Origin of the sequence: Klebsiella sp. 141162 (assembly GCF_050600755.1) — a bacterium.
Taxonomy (GTDB): Bacteria; Pseudomonadota; Gammaproteobacteria; order Enterobacterales; family Enterobacteriaceae; genus Klebsiella; species Klebsiella aerogenes.
This window is the reverse complement of record NZ_JAQIRI010000012.1, coordinates 107,146-124,602: the sequence shown is the minus strand read 5'-3', so window position 1 is coordinate 124,602 and position 17,457 is coordinate 107,146. Positions and strand designations below refer to the sequence as shown.

The following is a 17,457-nucleotide window of genomic DNA, read 5'->3' as shown; positions in this document are numbered from 1 at the left end:
GGGAACCGTTCGATGCCGTTTTTATTCATTGCTCCGGCCCGCTTTTCTCCCTCTCCCACTGGAGAGAGGGAACCGTTCGATGCCGTTTTTATTCATTGCTCCGGCCCGCTTTTCTCCCTCTCCCACTGGAGAGAGGGAACCGTTCGATGCCGTTTTTATTCACTGCCCCGGCCCGCTTTTCTCCCTCTCCCACTGGAGAGAGGGAACCGTTCGATGCCGTTTTTATTCATTGCTCCGGCCCGCTTTTCTCCCTCTCCCCTCGGGAGAGGGTCGGGGTGAGGGCTCGTCTCACACCTCCGGCAATAGGCCGATAAAGCTGCGTTTCTGCCGCGGCTGCGACATCATCTCCTCCAGCTTTTCGACGCAGGCTAAATAGTGCGGCGTCTTCTTATGCGCCAGCACCGCCTCATCGTCTTTATAGGCTTCGTAGATAAAAAAGCGGGTTTTCACCTCTGGATCCTGAAGGACATCAAAGCGCAGGTTGCCCGGTTCCCGCAGCGCGCCTTCGTGGTTGGCGCGAAACACCTCGAGAAACTCATCCACCCGCTCGGGTTTAATATTGATCTCCACCAGCGTTACGTTCATTTCAGCTCTCCCTGTTTTTCTTCCTGCCAGAACTGATACGCTTCGCGCGCGTTCAGATTCTCATGCACCACCTTTTTCACCGCCTTCAGCATCGCGCGCGGGGCACTGGACTGGAAGATATTGCGCCCCATATCCACCCCGGACGCCCCCTGGTCGATTGCCCGCCAGCACATCTCCAGCGCCTCATGCTCCGGCAGTTTTTTACCACCGGCGATAACGATCGGCACCGGACAGCTGGCGGTCACTTTTTCAAAGCCTTCCTCAACGAAATAGGTCTTCACAAACTGCGCCCCCATTTCGGCGGCAATCCGGCTGGCCAGCGAGAAGTAGCGCGCATCGCGGGCCATCTCTTTGCCGACGCCGGTAACCGCCAGTACCGGCATACCGTAGCGATTGCCGGCATCCACCAGTTTGATGATGTTATTGATCGACTGATGTTCGTATTCGCTGCCGATATAGACCTGCGCCGCCACCGCGCAAACGTTGAGACGCAGCGCGTCTTCCATCGCCACCGCCACGCATTCGTTAGAGAGTTCGCTCAAAATCGAATTACCGCCGGAGGCGCGCAGCACCACCGGCTTATTGGTGGCCGCCGGTACCTGGCTGCGCAGTACGCCGCGGGTGCACATCAGCACATCGGTGTCGGCAAACAGCGGCGCAATCGACAGGTCGATACGCTCAAGCCCGGTCGTTGGCCCCTGGAAGTAGCCGTGATCGAAGGCCAGCATCACCGTGCGGTTGCTGTGCGGATTAAAGATGCGCGCCAGCCGCGACTGCATGCCCCAATCCAGCGAGCCGCAGCCTTTCAGGGTATACAGCGTGTTCTGCTGCGGGCGGTCGATACCGAAGTCCTTACCCTCTTTGATGTCGTCTAAATCAGCCATCTCATCCTCCGTCAGAAGTCGTAGTTGTTGATATTCTCTTTGCTGAACACCACACGCTCCGGCAGCAGCACGATACCGTTGCCCTTCGCTTCATACTGGTAGCCCTGCACGCTATTCGGTTCGACCTTCAGCGAGCCGATATCTTTCACCTCAACGCTATCACCTACGTTAAGATCGCCCTTTTTCAGCAATCTATCGGCGACGTTAACCGCAATTTTGCCCTGTTGAACCACATCCCACAGGCCGAACGCTTTCACCGTGCCGCGCTCAACGTACGGGCGCATCACGTTCGGAGTACTAAAGCCGACGATCGCCACGCCCTGACGCTTGAGGTTCTCCGCCGCCTGCGCCGCCGCCGGCAGCGCATTGGCATCCGGCGCGATAATGGCGTCGAGATCCGGATACGCTTTTAAAATCCCCTCGGCGGTTTGCAGCGATTTGGTGGCATCGTTATAGCCAAACTGGGTGGTGACGATTTGCCACTGCGGATGCTCTTTTTCGATTTTGGCTTTTGCTTCCTTCACCCACTGGTTCTGGTCGGTCACCGTCGGGCTGGAGTAGAAAAACGCCACTTTGGCGGCTGGTTTGCTGAGCTGCTTTTCCGCCATCTCGACCAGCAGGCCGCCGAGCTGCTGCGGCGTGCCCTGGTTGATATAGATGCTGCGGCACTCCGGTTTGGTATCGGAATCCCAGGTCAGGACTTTCACCCCGCGCTGCATCGCCCGCTTCAGCGCCGGGCACAGGCCGTCCGGCGAGACGGCGGAGACGATAATCGCGTTGTAGCCCTGGTTGACGAAGTTGTTGATAAGCTGCACCTGCCCGGAGACGCTGGGCTCGGTCGGGCCGTCATAGGTGACATCAACGCCCAGCGCTTTCCCCGCCTCTTTCGCGCCGTTGCCGCCGCTGGTAAAGAAGCCGACGCCAACCAGCTTCGGAATAAAGGCGATGCGGTCCGCCGCCTGCGCGGTAACCACGCTCATCGTCAGCGCCAGCACGATCAGTTTTAATTTCATTTTATGCTCCGATTGTTTTATGCGAGAAAAGACGCCGCCAGGTTGCGCGCACCCATTCACGGTGCAGGCTCAGCGAACGCCCCATCACCACCACAACCAACAGCGCCCCTGACAGCGCGCTCGACACCTGGTTGGGGATGCCGACCATCTGTAAACCCTGTTGCAGATACCCCACCAGCAACGCCGCCAGCGCGGTACCCAGTATCGATCCCGAGCCGCCGTAAATATTGGCCCCGCCGAGCACCGCCGCGGTCAGCGCCGGCATCAGCAGGTCGCGGCCTAAATCCGAACGCGCCGAGCCGAAATAGGAGACCATCACCAGCGCTGCGACCGCCGAGGCGACGCCAACCAGGCCATACAGCACGTACGGGATGCCGTTCACCGACAGCGCGGCATAGCGCGCGGCGCGCGGGTTTTGCCCGAGTAAAAAGAGGTGGCGGCCAAAGCGCCCGCGATGGGCCAGCAACCAGAAGAGAAAGGTGATAATCGCGAACAGCACCAACGGTAGCGGCAGCCCTGCGAGGGTTAAATTGGCGAAGGCGGTGAAGCTATCGGGAAAGCCGCCAATCCCCTCGTAACCGGTCGCGCCGGCCATGCCGGAAAGCAGCAGCGCGCCGCCACCGTACAGATACAGCGTCCCGAGGGTGATCACCAGCGGGCTGATGCCGGTGTAGTGAATCAGCGCGGCGTTAAATAACCCGCACAGCAGCCCCAATAGCAACGTCAGCGATACCGCCAGCCACAGCGGCCAGCCCGCCTGGGTCATTACGCCAAGGGCGATAGCGCACAGGCCGATGGTCGAGCCCAGCGAAATATCGATCCCGCCGCTGATGATCACCAGCGTCAGCGGCAGCGCGACGATGCCGATGCAGATAAAGTCGCTGGTGCTAAAGAGCAGCATATTGAGATCCAGCATGCGCGGATTCAACGCGCCGAATAGCAGGATTTCCGCGATCAGCAACGCCAGCAGCGCGCTTTCCCAGTTAAGCTTCAGCTTCATTTAAGCCACCTCTTTGCTTTTGCGTTCGGGAAAGCGGGCAACCTGTTTGCCCCCTTTATTACCGGGCTGAAAACGGCTGTACTTTAGCGCCCGCTGATGGCGGGCCAGCGCCTGGCGCAGGCGGCCATCGAGCACCAGCACGCCGAGCAGCACCAGGCCGGCGATAAAGTCATTCCACCAGGCGGGAAGGCGGAACAGCACCAGCACGGTGTCGATTTGGGTGAGGAAAAAGGCGCCGAGAAACGCGCCGAGCAGCGTACCGGTACCGCCGAGCAGCGAGATCCCGCCCAGTACGCAGGCGGCGATGGCTTTCATCTCCAGCCCGCTGCCGGTCTGATTAGGCACAAAACCAATCTGCGCGGCGAAGACGATCCCGGCGCAGGCCGCCAGCATGCCGTTGAGGGTAAAGGCCAGCATCCGCGTGCGGTTGACCGCCACGCCCAGCTGACGTGCGGCGGCAAGATTATCGCCAACGGCGTAAAAATCACGACCAAAGGCGGTACGCGACAGCAGCCAGCCGCCCGCCAGCAGCAGCGCCAGCACCAGCCAGCCCAGCGGCGACACGCCAATAAACGCGGGCTCCGAGAGCGATTTCAGGCTGTCGGGCAAGCCCTCGATCCATTTCCCGCCGGTCCACAGCAGCATCACCCCGCGATACAACCCCAGCGTACCGAGCGTCGCGACGATCGCCGGAATGCGCAGTCCCACGACCAGCAGGCCGTTAAAAGCCCCGGCCAGCGCGCCAATCGCCAGCGCGAAGGCGATAGCCGTCGCCAGCCCGTAACCGTTGTTCAGCGCCACGCCGACGGCGATGGCGCACAGCCCAACGGTCGAGCCTACCGACACATCAATATTGCGGGTCAGCATCACCAGCGTCGCGCCCAATGCCAGCAGGCAGAGGATCTGCGAGCTGGCGAAAATCATCGCCAGGGTCTGCAGGCTGAAATAGGCTGGATTGAGCGCCACCAGCACAACAAAGAGCGCCACGATGGCAAAGAAGGCGCTCAGTTCGCGATTCTTCAGTAACGTTTTCATGCCTGCCCTCCGAAGGCCAGGGTCATCATGCGATCGACGGTCACCGCCTGCCGCGCCAGTTCGCCACTGTAGCGGCCCTGATGCATCACCAGCACCCGGTCGGCCAGGCCAACGAACTCATCCAGATCGCTGGAGATCATCAACACCGCCACGTTTTGCGCGGCAACGCTTTTTAGCAGTTGATAGATATCGGCGCGGGCGGAGACGTCCACGCCGCGCGTCGGCTCATCGACAATCAGCAGCAACGGATTAGCTTCCAGACAGCGCGCCAGCAGCACCTTCTGCTGGTTACCGCCAGAGAGAGTGCGCACCGGCTGATCGCCATCGGCCAGCTTGATCCCCAGCGCACGGTGATAGCGCTCAACCACCGCCGCCTCCCGTTTCCCCTGCTGCCACCACGACGGCTGATTGAACATCACCGTGTTCCAGCGCACCGGCGCATCGAGAAACAGCCCCGAGACCTGGCGGTCTTCCGGCAGATAGACCAGCCCGCTGGCTAGCCTGGCGCGGGTGCTGTCGCGGCTAATCTCGCGGTTCTCCAGCCAGATCCGCCCGGCGCGCGGTGGACGCAGGCCGTATAGGGTTTCGGCAAATTCGGTGCGCCCGGATCCTACCAGCCCGGCCAGACCGACGATCTCTCCGGCGCGGATCTCCAGATTGAGATCGATAAAACCTTCTCCGGTGAGATCCTCCACCCGTAGCACGGGAAAGTCCTGCGGTTGAGTACGCCGGTTGCCCGGTAGCGCCAGCCACAGCTTTTGCGTGTCGCTCAGCGCATGGTCGCGGCTGGCCGGCGTCATAGCGTTAATCAGTTGCTCATCGCGATAAGCCGCGGTCTCGCCGCTCAGCACCACCGCGCCATCGCGCATCACCGAAATATGGCTGGCAAGCTGGCGGATTTCGGGCAATTTGTGTGAGATAAAGACGATCCCAACGTCCAGCGCCTGTAACGCGCGGATCTGGCTAAACAGTCTCTCGGTTTCACCCGGCGTTAAAGAGGCGGTGGGTTCATCAAGGATCAGGATCCTGGCCTCGCGCATCAGCCCGCGCAGGATCTCGACCATCTGTTGATCGGCTACCTCGAGCATGCTGGCGCTGGCGTCGAGGTTGATCTGGCAGTTCAGCTGCTGCAGTTTGTCCTGCAACCGCGCGGCGGTGTCCGCCCGCTTCGGCAGGCGGAAGAGAATGTTCTCGCGCACGCTGAGGTTGGGAAACAGCATCGGCTCCTGCGGCACCAGATAGATGCCCAGCTGGTGCGCCAGCGCCGGATTGAGACGCGCAAACGCGCGGTCGCCGAGCGTCAGTTCACCGCTGTCCGGCGTTTCAACGCCAGCGATGATCTTCATCAGCGTTGATTTACCCGCGCCGTTGCCGCCCATCAGCGCATGCACCTGGCCCGCGCATAGCGTGAAATCGATGCCCTTCAGCACCGCAACGCCGGAGAACTGTTTGCAAATCTGACGAGCTTCAAACAGTGGCTTCATCATCGCGCCTCAATTGAACAAATGATTTTTAAATTTAATAATGTTCAAAAGCGTAGACGGTGAACTATATTTACAACCGTGCGAAGATCACACTTTGGTGCTTTAGATCGTCAGGAATAAATGCGCCAGCAATGAAAGATCCGTTTTGCCAGTCGGCTCACACTTTCCGACCGCGCAATAGCGAACATATGATCTAAATTTTTATAAGAGTTCAATTTATGAGCGAAAAACGCATTACGGAAGAGAACCGCTACGCCGGGCTGGCGTTAGCCGAGGAAGAGCTGGTGGCGCGGGTGGCGTGGTGTTACTACCACGACGGCCTGACGCAAAATGACATCGGCGAGCGTTTGGGGCTGCCACGGCTGAAAATTTCCCGCCTGCTGGAGAAAGGCCGCCAGTCCGGAGTGATCCGCGTGCAGATCAACTCGCGCTATGAGGGCTGCCTGGCGCTGGAAAGCGAACTCCAGCAGCGTTTTGGCCTCAAGCTTGCCCGCGTGCTGCCGGCGCTCAATACCCCGCCGATGAATACCCGGCTGGGGATCGGCGCGGCGCAGTCGCTGATGGGCATTCTGCAACCGGGTCAACTACTGGCGGTCGGGTTCGGCGAAGCCACCATGAGCTGCCTGCAGCATCTCAGCGGATTTATTGGCTCGCAGCAGGTGCGGCTGGTGACCCTCTCCGGCGGCGTCGGCCCTTATATGACCGGCATCGGCCAGCTTGATGCCGCCTGCAGCGTCAGCATTATTCCGGCGCCGCTGCGGGTCTCTTCGGCGGAGGTCGCCGAGATCCTGCGCCGCGAGTCGAGCGTGCGCGACGTGATGCTGGCGGCGATGGCGGCGGACGCGGCGGTGGTTGGCATTGGCGCCATCGATCAGCGGCGCGACGCCACCATTTTACGCTCCGGCTATATCAGCGAGGGCGAACAGCTGATGTACGCGCGCAAAGGCGCGGTCGGCGACATTTTAGGTTATTTCCTGCAGGCCGACGGCCGGCCGGTAGAAGGACTGGAGATCCATCGGGAACTCCTCGGCGTAACCCTTGATGAGCTGGCGCAGCTGCCCACCATCGTCGGCGTCGCCGGGGGAGAACAAAAAGCGCAGGCGATTCATGCCGCTCTGATTGGCAAGCGCATTAATGGCCTGGTAACGGAAGAGACAACAGCACGCGCGGTGCTCGCACTGGCCTCCTGACGGCCTGGCGCCGCGCGACAACAGCGAGGCGCATGTCATGAGTTACCTGTTAGCGTTAGATGCCGGGACCGGCAGCATTCGGGCGGTCATTTTCGATCTTAATGGCCGCCAGCTGGCGGTAGGCCAGGCCGAATGGAAACACCTGAGCGTTGATAACGTCCCCGGCTCGATGGAGTTCGACCTTACCACCAACTGGCAGCTGGCCTGCCAGTGCATTCGCCAGGCGCTCGACGCCGCCCGGCTCTCTGCCGCCGATATTCAGTCCGTCGCCTGCTGTTCGATGCGCGAAGGGATCGTCCTCTATGACCGCAACGGCGAAGCCATCTGGGCCTGCGCCAACGTTGATGCCCGCGCCAGCCGTGAAGTGGCGGAGCTTAAGGAGATCCACGACTATCGGTTTGAATCCGAGGTGTACGAGGTCTCGGGACAAACCCTGGCGCTAAGCGCCATGCCGCGCCTGCTGTGGCTGGCGCACCACCGCCCCGATATCTACCGCAAAGCGGCGACCATCACCATGATCAGCGACTGGCTGGCGGCGAAGCTTTCCGGCGAGCTGGCGGTTGACCCGTCAAACGCCGGCACCACCGGCATGCTCGATCTGTTTAGCCGCGACTGGCGTCCGGCGCTGCTGGATATGGCCGGACTGCGCGCCGATATGCTGTCGCCGGTCAAAGAGACCGGTACCCTGCTGGGCGCCATCACCGAAGCGGCGGCGCAGCAGAGCGGCCTGCGCGCCGGGACACCGGTGGTGATGGGCGGCGGCGACGTCCAGCTCGGCTGCCTGGGCCTTGGGGTGGTGCGTGCCGGGCAAACCGCAGTACTCGGCGGCACCTTCTGGCAGCAGGTGGTCAACCTGCCGCAGGTGCGTACCGATCCGCAGATGAATATTCGCGTTAATCCTCATGTCATTCCCGGCATGGCGCAGGCGGAATCGATCAGCTTCTTTACCGGGCTGACCATGCGCTGGTTCCGCGACGCCTTCTGCGCTGAAGAAAAACTGATTGCCGAGCGGCTCGGCGTTGATGCCTATTCGCTGCTGGAGGAGATGGCCAGCCGCGTGCCCGCCGGATCCCACGGCGTGATGCCTATTTTTTCCGACGCTATGCACTTTAAGCAGTGGTACCACGCCGCGCCGTCGTTTATTAACCTCTCCATCGATCCGGAGAAGTGCAACAAAGCGACCCTGTTCCGCGCGCTGGAGGAGAACGCGGCGATTGTCTCCGCCTGCAACCTGGCGCAGATTTCGCAGTTCTCCGGCGTGACATTCGAGAGCCTGGTGTTTGCCGGCGGCGGCTCTAAAGGCGCGCTGTGGAGCCAGATCCTCAGCGACGTCACCGGCCTGCCGGTGCGGGTGCCGGTGGTCCGCGAAGCCACCGCTCTGGGCTGCGCCATCGCCGCCGGAACCGGCGCCGGACTGTATGGCGATATGGCCAGTACCGGAGAGCGGTTAGTGAGCTGGCATCGCGAGTTCACCCCTAATCCGCAGCATCGCGAGCTGTATCAGGAGATGATGAGCAAGTGGCAAACGGTGTACGCCGATCAGTTGGGTCTGGTGGATAGCGGGCTGACAACGTCGATGTGGCAAGCGCCGGGTCTGGAGCGCCGCCAGCGCGTAGTCCCCTCACCCTAACCCTCTCCCGGTGGGAGAGGGAACCGTTCGGCACTGGCCTTGAATACCAGTGCCGATCCGCCTTTCCCCTTGCCCTTTGAGCGGGAACCGTTTGGCACTAGCCTTGAATACCGCTGCCGGTCCGCCTTTCCCCTTGCCCTTTGAGCGGAAACCGTTCGGCACAGGCCTTGAATACCGGTGCCGATCCGCCTTTCCCCCTCGCCCTTTGGGAGAGGGAACCGTTCGGCACTAGCGTTGAATATCGGTGCCGGTCCGCCTTTCTCCCTCTCCCTTTGGGAGAGGGAACCGTTCGGCACTAGCCTTGAATACCGGTGCCGATCCGCCTTTCCCCCTCGCCCTTTGGGTGAGGGAACCGTTCGGCGCAGGCCTTGAATACCGATGCCGATCCGCCTTTCCCCCTCGCTCTTTGGGTGAGGGAACCGTTCGGCGCAGGCCTTGAATACCAGTGCCGGTCCGCCTTTCCCCTTGCCCTTTGAGCGGGAACTGTTCGGCGCAGGCCTTGAATACCGGTGCCGGTCCGCCTTTCCCCCTCGCCCTTTGGGTGAGGGAACCGTTCGGCACTAGCGTTGAATACCAGTGCCGGTCCGCCTTTCCCCCTCGCCCTTTGGGAGAGGGAACCGTTCGGCGCAGGCCTTGAACACCGATGCCGATCCGCCTTTCCCCCTCTCCCTTTGGGAGAGGGTCGGGGTGAGGGACAACGTGTTCCGTTCTTTGAATTCCATCACAATCACCGCACTCCCCTTTTCCCTTTTTCTCCGCGACGGCTAAATTAGTAACTCATCCGACCACATAACAATAATTTTACATTGGAAGCCACTATGAGCCGCTATCCGTCGCTTTTCGCCCCGCTTGAGCTGGGCTTCACAACGCTCAAAAACCGCGTGTTGATGGGCTCAATGCACACCGGGCTGGAAGAGCTGCCGGATGGCGCGCAGCGGCTGGCGGCCTTTTACGCCGAGCGCGCCCGCCACGGCGTGGCGCTGATCGTCACCGGCGGCATCGCCCCGGCGCCCTCTGGCGTCACCATGGCCGGCGGCGCGGTACTCAATGATGCCAGCCATCTGGCGCACCATCGCCATATTACCGACGCGGTACACCAGGAAGGCGGCAAAATCGCCCTGCAGATCCTGCACACCGGGCGCTACAGCTATCAGCCCGCGCTGGTCGCCCCCTCGGCGCTACAGGCGCCGATCAACCGTTTTACGCCCCATGAACTGAGCCACGATGAGATTCTTACGCTTATCGATGATTTTGCCCACTGCGCCCAGCTGGCGCGCGAAGCGGGCTATGACGGCGTCGAAGTGATGGGCTCTGAAGGCTATCTGATTAACGAATTTCTCGCCGCGCGCACCAACCAGCGCGACGACCAGTGGGGCGGCGATTATGCCAGGCGCATGCGTTTCGCCATTGAAGTGGTTAAGGCGGTGCGCCAGCGCGCCGGCCACGATTTCATTATCATCTACCGTCTGTCGATGCTCGATCTGGTCAACGGCGGCAGCACGCTGGCGGAGGTCACCGAACTGGCCCAAGCCATCGAAGCGGCAGGGGCGACAATCATTAATACCGGCATCGGCTGGCACGAAGCGCGCATTCCGACCATCGCCACGCCGGTACCGCGAGGGGCTTTCAGCTGGGTCACCCGCAAGCTGAAAGGCGCGGTGTCGATCCCGCTGATTACCACCAACCGCATCAACGATCCGCAGGTCGCGGAGGATATTCTCGCCCGCGGCGATGCCGATATGGTATCGATGGCCCGCCCGTTCCTCGCCGACGCCGAATTTATGTCGAAAGCGCAGAACGATCGTGCCGATCAGATCAACACCTGCATCGGTTGCAACCAGGCGTGTCTCGATCGGATTTTCGTCGGCAAAGTCACCTCCTGTCTGGTCAACCCGCGCGCCTGCCATGAAACCCTGATGCCGGTCCTGCCTGCCAACGCGCCTAAACGGCTGGCGGTGGTCGGCGCCGGGCCTGCCGGCCTGGCTTTCGCCGTTAACGCCGCCGCCCGCGGCCATCAGGTCACGCTGTTCGATGCGCTCCCGGAGATCGGCGGCCAGTTTAATATCGCCAAACAGATCCCCGGCAAAGAGGAGTTTCACGAGACGCTGCGTTACTACCGCACCATGCTCGATCTTCATGGTGTCGATCTACGCCTGAATACCCGCGTCACGGCAGACGATCTGCTAACGTTCGATGAGACGATCCTCGCCACCGGTATCGCCCCGCGCCTGCCGGCGATCGCCGGGATCGATCATCCAAAAGTGCTGAGCTATCTGGATGTCTTGCGCGATAAAGCGCCGGTTGGCGCGAAGGTGGCGATTATCGGCTGCGGCGGCATCGGCTTCGATACCGCGATGTATTTAAGCCAGTCGGGCGCGGCCACCAGCCAGGATATCGGCGAGTTCTGCCGTGAATGGGGTATCGATACCAGCCTGCAATCGGCGGGAGGGCTGAGTCCTGAAGGCCCGCAGTTGAGTAAAAGCCCGCGACAGATTGTGATGCTGCAGCGCAAAGCCAGCAAACCGGGCGAAGGGCTCGGCAAAACCACCGGTTGGATCCACCGCGCGACGCTGCTGGCGCGCGGCGTGAAAATGATCCCGGCGGTCAGCTATGAAAAGATCGATGATGAAGGATTACACGTCACTATCGGCGGCGAGCGCCAGCTGTTGGCGGTCGATCAGGTAGTTATCTGCGCCGGTCAGGAACCGCGCCGCGAGCTGGCGGAACCGCTGCGCGCGGCGGGGAAAACGGTGCATCTCATCGGCGGTTGCGACGTAGCGGCGGAGCTGGATGCGCGCCGGGCGATTGCCCAGGGCACAAAACTGGCGCTGGCGATTTAGCCGTGTCCCGGGGGCGGCGCGATGCGCCTTCCCCGGGCTACCACGATAATCCCGAAAGGTAGCCCGGCTAAGGCGAAAGCCGCAAGCCGGGGGAAGCAGCGACAACAATCAGCGCTGCTTACGCACCTTCGTTGCTTTCAAAATGACAAACTTATTGTTCGTCGCAATCGTCGTGCAATTACCAAAAGCGCGCTTCAGTTTACGGAAATAATCGAGGTGGCGGTTGCCGACGACATACAGCTCGCCGCCGTATTTCAGGCTGCGGCGGGCATCGTTAAACATCTGCCAGGCGATATGGTCGGTAATGGCATGCTGCTGATGGAACGGCGGATTACACAGAATCGCCGTAAAGCGGTCGGGCTCTATGCCGGAAAGCGAATTGTTGACCATGAATTCACAGCGTTCGATATCGTCCGGCAGGTTGCGCTCGACGTTCAAACGGCTGGAAGCCACCGCCATGTGCGACTCATCGGTGAACATCACGCTGGCGTTTGGGTTTTGCGCCAGCGCCTGCAGGCCAATCACCCCATTGCCGCAGCCAAGATCGGCGATCTCGCCTTCTAAATCAGACGGTAAATGCTGCAGGAAGAAACGTGCGCCGATATCCAGTCCGCTGCGGGCAAAAACGTTGGCGTGGTTATGGATGGTCCACGGCGTGCCGTCCAGCTTCCAGCTGTAGGTTTGCGGCGCATCGGCAAGCTTAGGGGCGGTGAAAACGCAGTGGATCAGACGCGCTTTTTTCCACGCCAGCGAGGTGGTGGTGGTACCGAGGATTTTTTCAAACAGCGCCAGCGTCGAGTTGTGTACGTCACGGGCTTTCGCCGCGGCGATAATGCGAGTTTCCGGCGTCACCACTTCGCGCAGCGCGCGCAGCTGCTGTTCCAGCAGCGCCAGCTGTTTTGGCACCTTAATCAGCACCAGCGCCGGCGAGGCCGGCAGCGGGCTCAGGCTATCCTGAAAGCGCACGCTCTCTTCATCGATACCGTTCATCCGCAGGTTGTGGCGGGTCGCCAGCTCGGAAATAAAGGAGTCGTTGATGCTGACCGGGTTGCGCTCCGCCAGCGCGCAGGAGAGCGCGCCGAAGCCGTCGTTGAAGATGAGCGTCAGGCCGTCGACGTCATTCACCTGTTGCAGCAGATATTCATCCGCCGCTTCCCATGCCTGAAGCGCTTCTTCTTCAGCGTTAGGTGGGAACCGCTCTAATGTGAATAACTCACCGTTTAACTCTACCTGGCTCATCGCCCCTCCGAAATGCTAAAATTCGCGCGTGTTATCGCTCAATTCTCCGGAGAAGTAAACTTTTTTCACCATGAACACGCTACCTTACCTTCAGGGCTACCCCGAATCGCTGCTGTCGCAGGTGACGACCTTAATCGAGCAAGGTCGCCTCGGCGAGGTGCTACAAAAGCGCTATCCGCAGGGGCATGATGTCAACAGCGATAAGGCGTTATATCAATACACCCAGGATCTGAAGGCCCGCTATCTGCGCGGGGCGGCGCCGATCAATAAGGTGATGTACGACAGTAAAATCCACGTTCTGAAGAACGCGCTTGGCCTGCATACCGCCATTTCCCGCGTTCAGGGCGGCAAACTGAAAGCTAAAGCGGAAATTCGCGTAGCGACGGTGTTTCGCGACGCGCCGGAAGCGTTTCTGCGGATGATCGTAGTTCATGAACTGGCGCATTTAAAAGAGAAGGATCACAACAAAGCCTTCTATCAGCTGTGCTGTCATATGGAGCCGCAGTATCACCAGCTAGAGTTTGATACCCGCCTGTGGCTGACGCACCTTTCGTTAAACCGTTCTGCGTGATAGCGCACTCGTTTTGTCATCATGGCGTGCTAGAGTGACGAAAGGTCCCCTTTAACGGAGTTCGTCAACGTTTATGATACGTTTCGCAGTTGTTGGCACAAACTGGATTACTAAGCAGTTTGTCGATGCCGCCCATGAAACCGGTAAATTTAAACTCACCGCGATTTATTCCCGCAGCCTTGAACAGGCGCAAGCTTTCGCTAATGACTACCCGGTCGAGCATCTGTTTACTTCGCTCGATGAACTGGCGCAGAGCCCTGACGTTGACGCGGTCTATATTGCCAGTCCGAACTCGCTGCACTTCCCGCAAACCCGTCTGTTCCTGAGCCATAAAAAACACGTGATTTGCGAAAAGCCGCTGGCATCGAACCTGCAGGAAGTCGAAGCGGCGATTGCCGTGGCTAAAGAAAACAACGTGGTGCTGTTTGAAGCCTTCAAAACCGCCAGCCTGCCAAACTTCCTGCTGCTGCGCGAAGCGCTCGATAAAGTGGGCAAACTGCGCAAAGCCTTCATCAACTACTGTCAGTACTCATCGCGCTACCAGCGCTATCTCGACGGCGAAAACCCGAATACTTTCAACCCGGCCTTTTCCAATGGCTCGATTATGGATATCGGTTTTTACTGCCTCGCCTCGGCGGTCGCGCTGTGGGGCGAACCGCAAGCGGTCCATGCCAGCGCCAGCCTGCTGGCGAGCGGCGTTGATGGCCAGGGCACGGTGGTGCTGAGCTACGGCGATTTCGATGTCACCCTGCACCACTCGAAGGTCAGCGACTCCACTATCCCCAGCGAAATCCAGGGCGAAGAAGGCGCGCTGGTGATTGAGAAAATCTCCGAATGCCAGAAGGTAGCCTTTATTCCACGCGGCGGCAAAGCGCAGGATCTCACCCAGCCTCAGCACATCAATACTATGCTGTATGAAGCGGAAGCGTTCGCGCGGCTGGTGGAAACCAACGACGTCGCTCATCCAGGGCTTGAAGTCAGCCGCATTACGGCAAAACTGCTTAGCGAAATCCGTCGCCAAACCGGCGTGATCTTCCCGGCGGATACTCAGCCTGTGGCGTAAAGGAGTGTAAATGGGCCCTCGACCTCCATTGACGCCCTTTATAACTTGTAATACTTTGTTACGTGCAAAGGGGAGTAACTTCCTGGCCGGTCGATCGTCATTACGATGCGTGCAAAACCGCATCCGGTCGCCGGGCAACAAGATCAAGGATCCATGTCCGCTCTTGTTGTAAGTGAGACCTTGCCGGAAGGCGAGGTCTATGCATAAAAGCGCAGCGGCTGCCGTCTTCCGACGACAGCCGTTTTGTTTTTATGTAAGGAATAACGCAATGAATAGTGTCGGCACGCCGTTATTATGGGGCGGATTCGCTGTAGTCGTGGTCATCATGCTGGCGATCGATTTACTGCTTCAGGGAAGGCGCGGTGCGCATACCATGACCATGAAGCAGGCCGCCGGTTGGTCCATTCTGTGGGTCACCCTCTCCCTGCTGTTTAACGCCGCTTTCTGGTGGTATTTGGTGCAAACGCAGGGCCGCGCCGTCGCCGATCCGCAGGCTTTAGCCTTCCTCACCGGTTATCTGATCGAAAAATCACTGGCGGTCGATAACGTCTTCGTCTGGTTAATGCTCTTTAGCTACTTTGCCGTGCCGCCTGCGCTACAGCGCCGGGTACTGGTGTATGGCGTCCTCGGCGCGATTGTCCTGCGTACCATTATGATCTTCACCGGCAGCTGGCTGATTTCGCAGTTCGAATGGCTACTGTACGTGTTCGGCGCCTTCCTGCTGTTTACCGGGGTGAAAATGGCGCTGGCGAAAGAAGATGATTCCGGGATCGGCGATAAGCCGCTGGTGCGTTGGATCCGCAGCCATCTGCGCATGACGGATAAAATCGAGAGCGAGCGCTTCTTCACCCGTAAAAATGGCGTGCTGTTCGCCACGCCGCTGCTGCTGGTGCTGATCCTGGTTGAGCTGAGCGACGTGATTTTCGCCGTTGATAGCATCCCGGCGATTTTCGCGGTGACCACCGACCCGTTCATCGTGCTGACCTCTAACCTGTTTGCGATTCTCGGCCTGCGTGCGATGTACTTCCTGCTGGCAGGCGTGGCGGAACGCTTCTCGATGCTGAAATATGGTCTGTCGGTGATCCTGGTGTTTATCGGTATCAAGATGCTGATCGTCGATTTCTACCACATTCCGATCGCCGTTTCCCTCGGCGTGGTGGGCGGTATTCTGGCGGCGACGCTGCTGATTAACGCCTGGGTGAACAGACAGAACGATAAGAAGAAACAGCTGCAATAAACCCCCTCCCCCCGGCCAGATATCGCGTATCTGGCCGGAATACGCCGCACGGCTTTAGGTTTCCCGCGCATAATCTCTATGCATGTCACAAAAACGTTAATATATAGTTAAAAAACAAGATCGGCGTGCAAGAAACAGTAGAATACGCTTCCTCCCTCGCGTTCTTTCCGTATACTCGACCATGCAAACATTCATTTACATCCGGACATAAACGTAACAAATAATACGTCGCCGGGATGGACTGCTACATCACTGGAAGGAATGATTTATGACAACACAAACCCGCCCGTCGGGGCTGCTGCAGCGCCTGGCGCAGGGCAGTCTGGTGAAACAAATCCTGTTGGGACTGGTACTTGGCGTGGTACTGGCGCTGGTCTCAAAACCGGCGGCCATCGCCGTGGGATTGCTGGGAACGCTGTTCGTCGGCGCGCTGAAAGCCGTTGCGCCGGTGCTGGTATTAATGCTGGTGATGGCGTCGATCGCGAACCATCAGCACGGACAAAAAACCAGTATCCGCCCGATTCTGTTTCTTTATCTGCTGGGCACCTTCAGCGCGGCGCTCACCGCGGTGCTGTTTAGTTTTGTTTTCCCTTCTACGCTGCATCTGACCAGCGCGGCGGACAGCATCACCCCGCCGTCGGGGATTGTAGAGGTGCTGCGCGGACTGCTGATGAGCATGGTGGCGAACCCTATCGACGCGCTGCTGAACGCCAACTATATCGGGATTCTGGTGTGGGCGGTGGGGCTGGGCTTCGCGCTGCGCCACGGTAACGACAGCACCAAAAACCTGATTAACGACGTCTCGCACGCGGTGACCTTTATCGTCAAGCTGGTGATCCGCTTTGCGCCGCTGGGTATTTTTGGCCTGGTCTCCTCGACGCTGGCGACGACCGGTTTCGATACCCTGTGGGGCTACGCCCAGCTGCTGCTGGTGCTGGTCGGCTGCATGCTGCTGGTGGCGCTGGTGATTAACCCGCTGCTGGTATTCTGGAAAATCCGCCGTAACCCGTATCCGCTGGTGCTGACCTGCCTGCGTGAAAGCGGCGTCTACGCCTTCTTTACCCGCAGCTCCGCCGCCAACATTCCGGTGAATATGGCGCTGTGCGAGAAGCTGAATCTGGATCGCGATACCTACTCGGTATCTATCCCGCTGGGGGCGACCATCAATATGGCGGGCGCGGCGATTACTATCACCGTGCTGACGCTGGCGGCGGTGCATACGTTGAATATTCCGGTGGACCTGCCGACAGCGCTGCTGCTGAGCGTTGTGGCTTCACTGTGCGCCTGCGGCGCTTCCGGAGTGGCAGGTGGTTCGCTGCTGCTGATCCCGCTGGCCTGTAATATGTTCGGTATTCCGAACGATGTCGCCATGCAGGTTGTCGCCGTCGGCTTTATTATCGGCGTGCTGCAGGATTCCTGCGAAACGGCGCTCAACTCGTCAACCGATGCGCTGTTCACCGCCGCGGCCTGTATGGCTGAAGACGAACAGCTGGCGAAGAACGCCCTGCGTAGTTAAAGCATTGCCTGATGGCGCTACGCTTATCAGGCCTACGGAACTATTCAGTTGGTAGCCCCGGTAAGCGTAAGCGCGACCGGGGAGAGTTCAGTGACGGCGCCGTTATTTTGTCGGATGGCGCTACGCTTATCCGACCTACGGACCTATTCAGTTGGTAGCCCCGGTAAGCG

Annotated in this window: 14 protein-coding genes; 7 read left to right on the top strand and 7 right to left on the bottom strand. The window is 59.8% G+C overall.

Translation table 11 applies throughout. The features are described from left to right. Positions 1 to 288: 288 nt before the first annotated feature. From lsrG to lsrA, 6 genes are read right to left on the bottom strand one after another with little or no spacing between them, the layout of a single operon-like run. Positions 289 to 585 (bottom strand): (4S)-4-hydroxy-5-phosphonooxypentane-2,3-dione isomerase, encoded by a 297-nt coding sequence (gene lsrG, locus PGR23_RS22795; protein WP_126026573.1) that lies wholly within the window; start codon positions 583 to 585, stop codon positions 289 to 291. Then, entirely contained in the window at positions 582 to 1,469 is an 888-nt protein-coding gene (gene lsrF / locus PGR23_RS22790; protein WP_032733837.1) for a 3-hydroxy-5-phosphonooxypentane-2,4-dione thiolase, read from the bottom strand. Before lsrF ends, lsrG begins: the two co-directional genes overlap by 4 nt. Before the next feature lie 11 nt (positions 1,470 to 1,480). Next, positions 1,481 to 2,482 (bottom strand): autoinducer 2 ABC transporter substrate-binding protein LsrB, encoded by a 1,002-nt coding sequence (lsrB, locus tag PGR23_RS22785; RefSeq protein ID WP_047044820.1) that lies wholly within the window; start codon positions 2,480 to 2,482, stop codon positions 1,481 to 1,483. A 1-nt stretch (position 2,483) separates the two neighbouring features. Then, positions 2,484 to 3,482: an autoinducer 2 ABC transporter permease LsrD gene (gene lsrD / locus PGR23_RS22780; RefSeq protein ID WP_042946686.1), complete on the bottom strand. Its 999-nt coding sequence runs from the start codon at positions 3,480 to 3,482 to the stop codon at positions 2,484 to 2,486. After that, positions 3,483 to 4,517: an autoinducer 2 ABC transporter permease LsrC gene (gene lsrC / locus PGR23_RS22775; protein ID WP_004174225.1), complete on the bottom strand. Its 1,035-nt coding sequence runs from the start codon at positions 4,515 to 4,517 to the stop codon at positions 3,483 to 3,485. After that, positions 4,514 to 6,001, bottom strand: a complete 1,488-nt coding sequence (gene lsrA / locus PGR23_RS22770; RefSeq protein ID WP_430915659.1) for an autoinducer 2 ABC transporter ATP-binding protein LsrA — start codon at positions 5,999 to 6,001, stop codon at positions 4,514 to 4,516. The genes lsrC and lsrA overlap by 4 nt, the downstream gene beginning before the upstream one ends. A 218-nt stretch (positions 6,002 to 6,219) precedes the next feature. On the opposite strand from lsrA, the gene lsrR reads away from it, so the two are divergent. The 3 genes from lsrR (at position 6,220) to PGR23_RS22755 (ending at position 11,661) form a co-directional block, all read left to right on the top strand. Continuing rightward, positions 6,220 to 7,191 carry a transcriptional regulator LsrR gene (lsrR, locus tag PGR23_RS22765; protein WP_045392282.1) on the top strand — a complete coding sequence of 324 codons (972 nt, stop codon included), beginning with the start codon at positions 6,220 to 6,222 and terminating at the stop codon, positions 7,189 to 7,191. A gap of 37 nt (positions 7,192 to 7,228) precedes the next feature. After that, the gene (lsrK, locus tag PGR23_RS22760; protein ID WP_396279370.1) at positions 7,229 to 8,821 is read left to right on the top strand and encodes an autoinducer-2 kinase; all 1,593 of its coding nucleotides are present in this window, start codon (positions 7,229 to 7,231) and stop codon (positions 8,819 to 8,821) included. A gap of 818 nt (positions 8,822 to 9,639) precedes the next feature. After that, a complete protein-coding gene (locus tag PGR23_RS22755) occupies positions 9,640 to 11,661 on the top strand; it encodes an FAD-dependent oxidoreductase (RefSeq protein ID WP_396279369.1) in 2,022 nt (673 codons plus the stop codon). 108 nt (positions 11,662 to 11,769) lie between these two features. Here the strand turns inward: PGR23_RS22755 and rlmG are convergent, their stop codons facing one another. Next, a complete protein-coding gene (gene rlmG / locus PGR23_RS22750) occupies positions 11,770 to 12,900 on the bottom strand; it encodes a 23S rRNA (guanine(1835)-N(2))-methyltransferase RlmG (RefSeq protein ID WP_047044810.1) in 1,131 nt (376 codons plus the stop codon). 70 nt (positions 12,901 to 12,970) lie between these two features. Here rlmG and PGR23_RS22745 point away from each other — a divergent pair, with 70 nt between their 5' ends. From PGR23_RS22745 to sstT, 4 genes are all read left to right on the top strand, one after another. Further along, positions 12,971 to 13,471 carry a M48 metallopeptidase family protein gene (locus tag PGR23_RS22745; protein ID WP_045394898.1) on the top strand — a complete coding sequence of 167 codons (501 nt, stop codon included), beginning with the start codon at positions 12,971 to 12,973 and terminating at the stop codon, positions 13,469 to 13,471. 73 nt (positions 13,472 to 13,544) lie between these two features. Continuing rightward, positions 13,545 to 14,534 carry a Gfo/Idh/MocA family protein gene (locus tag PGR23_RS22740; protein ID WP_047077803.1) on the top strand — a complete coding sequence of 330 codons (990 nt, stop codon included), beginning with the start codon at positions 13,545 to 13,547 and terminating at the stop codon, positions 14,532 to 14,534. Positions 14,535 to 14,802: 268 nt separating this feature from the next. After that, positions 14,803 to 15,771, top strand: coding sequence for a TerC family protein (locus PGR23_RS22735; protein WP_045394902.1), 969 nt, complete (start codon positions 14,803 to 14,805; stop codon positions 15,769 to 15,771). A 268-nt stretch (positions 15,772 to 16,039) separates the two neighbouring features. Then, positions 16,040 to 17,287 (top strand): serine/threonine transporter SstT, encoded by a 1,248-nt coding sequence (gene sstT, locus PGR23_RS22730; RefSeq protein ID WP_015369581.1) that lies wholly within the window; start codon positions 16,040 to 16,042, stop codon positions 17,285 to 17,287. The last annotated feature ends 170 nt before the right edge of the window (positions 17,288 to 17,457 follow it).

Coding starts and splice junctions, on each gene's coding strand:
- lsrG (WP_126026573.1), bottom strand. CDS start 585: ATGAACGTAACGCTGGTGGAGATCAATATTAAACCCGAGCGGGTGGAT.
- lsrF (WP_032733837.1), bottom strand. CDS start 1,469: ATGGCTGATTTAGACGACATCAAAGAGGGTAAGGACTTCGGTATCGAC.
- lsrB (WP_047044820.1), bottom strand. CDS start 2,482: ATGAAATTAAAACTGATCGTGCTGGCGCTGACGATGAGCGTGGTTACC.
- lsrD (WP_042946686.1), bottom strand. CDS start 3,482: ATGAAGCTGAAGCTTAACTGGGAAAGCGCGCTGCTGGCGTTGCTGATC.
- lsrC (WP_004174225.1), bottom strand. CDS start 4,517: ATGAAAACGTTACTGAAGAATCGCGAACTGAGCGCCTTCTTTGCCATC.
- lsrA (WP_430915659.1), bottom strand. CDS start 6,001: ATGAAGCCACTGTTTGAAGCTCGTCAGATTTGCAAACAGTTCTCCGGC.
- lsrR (WP_045392282.1), top strand. CDS start 6,220: ATGAGCGAAAAACGCATTACGGAAGAGAACCGCTACGCCGGGCTGGCG.
- lsrK (WP_396279370.1), top strand. CDS start 7,229: ATGAGTTACCTGTTAGCGTTAGATGCCGGGACCGGCAGCATTCGGGCG.
- PGR23_RS22755 (WP_396279369.1), top strand. CDS start 9,640: ATGAGCCGCTATCCGTCGCTTTTCGCCCCGCTTGAGCTGGGCTTCACA.
- rlmG (WP_047044810.1), bottom strand. CDS start 12,900: ATGAGCCAGGTAGAGTTAAACGGTGAGTTATTCACATTAGAGCGGTTC.
- PGR23_RS22745 (WP_045394898.1), top strand. CDS start 12,971: ATGAACACGCTACCTTACCTTCAGGGCTACCCCGAATCGCTGCTGTCG.
- PGR23_RS22740 (WP_047077803.1), top strand. CDS start 13,545: ATGATACGTTTCGCAGTTGTTGGCACAAACTGGATTACTAAGCAGTTT.
- PGR23_RS22735 (WP_045394902.1), top strand. CDS start 14,803: ATGAATAGTGTCGGCACGCCGTTATTATGGGGCGGATTCGCTGTAGTC.
- sstT (WP_015369581.1), top strand. CDS start 16,040: ATGACAACACAAACCCGCCCGTCGGGGCTGCTGCAGCGCCTGGCGCAG.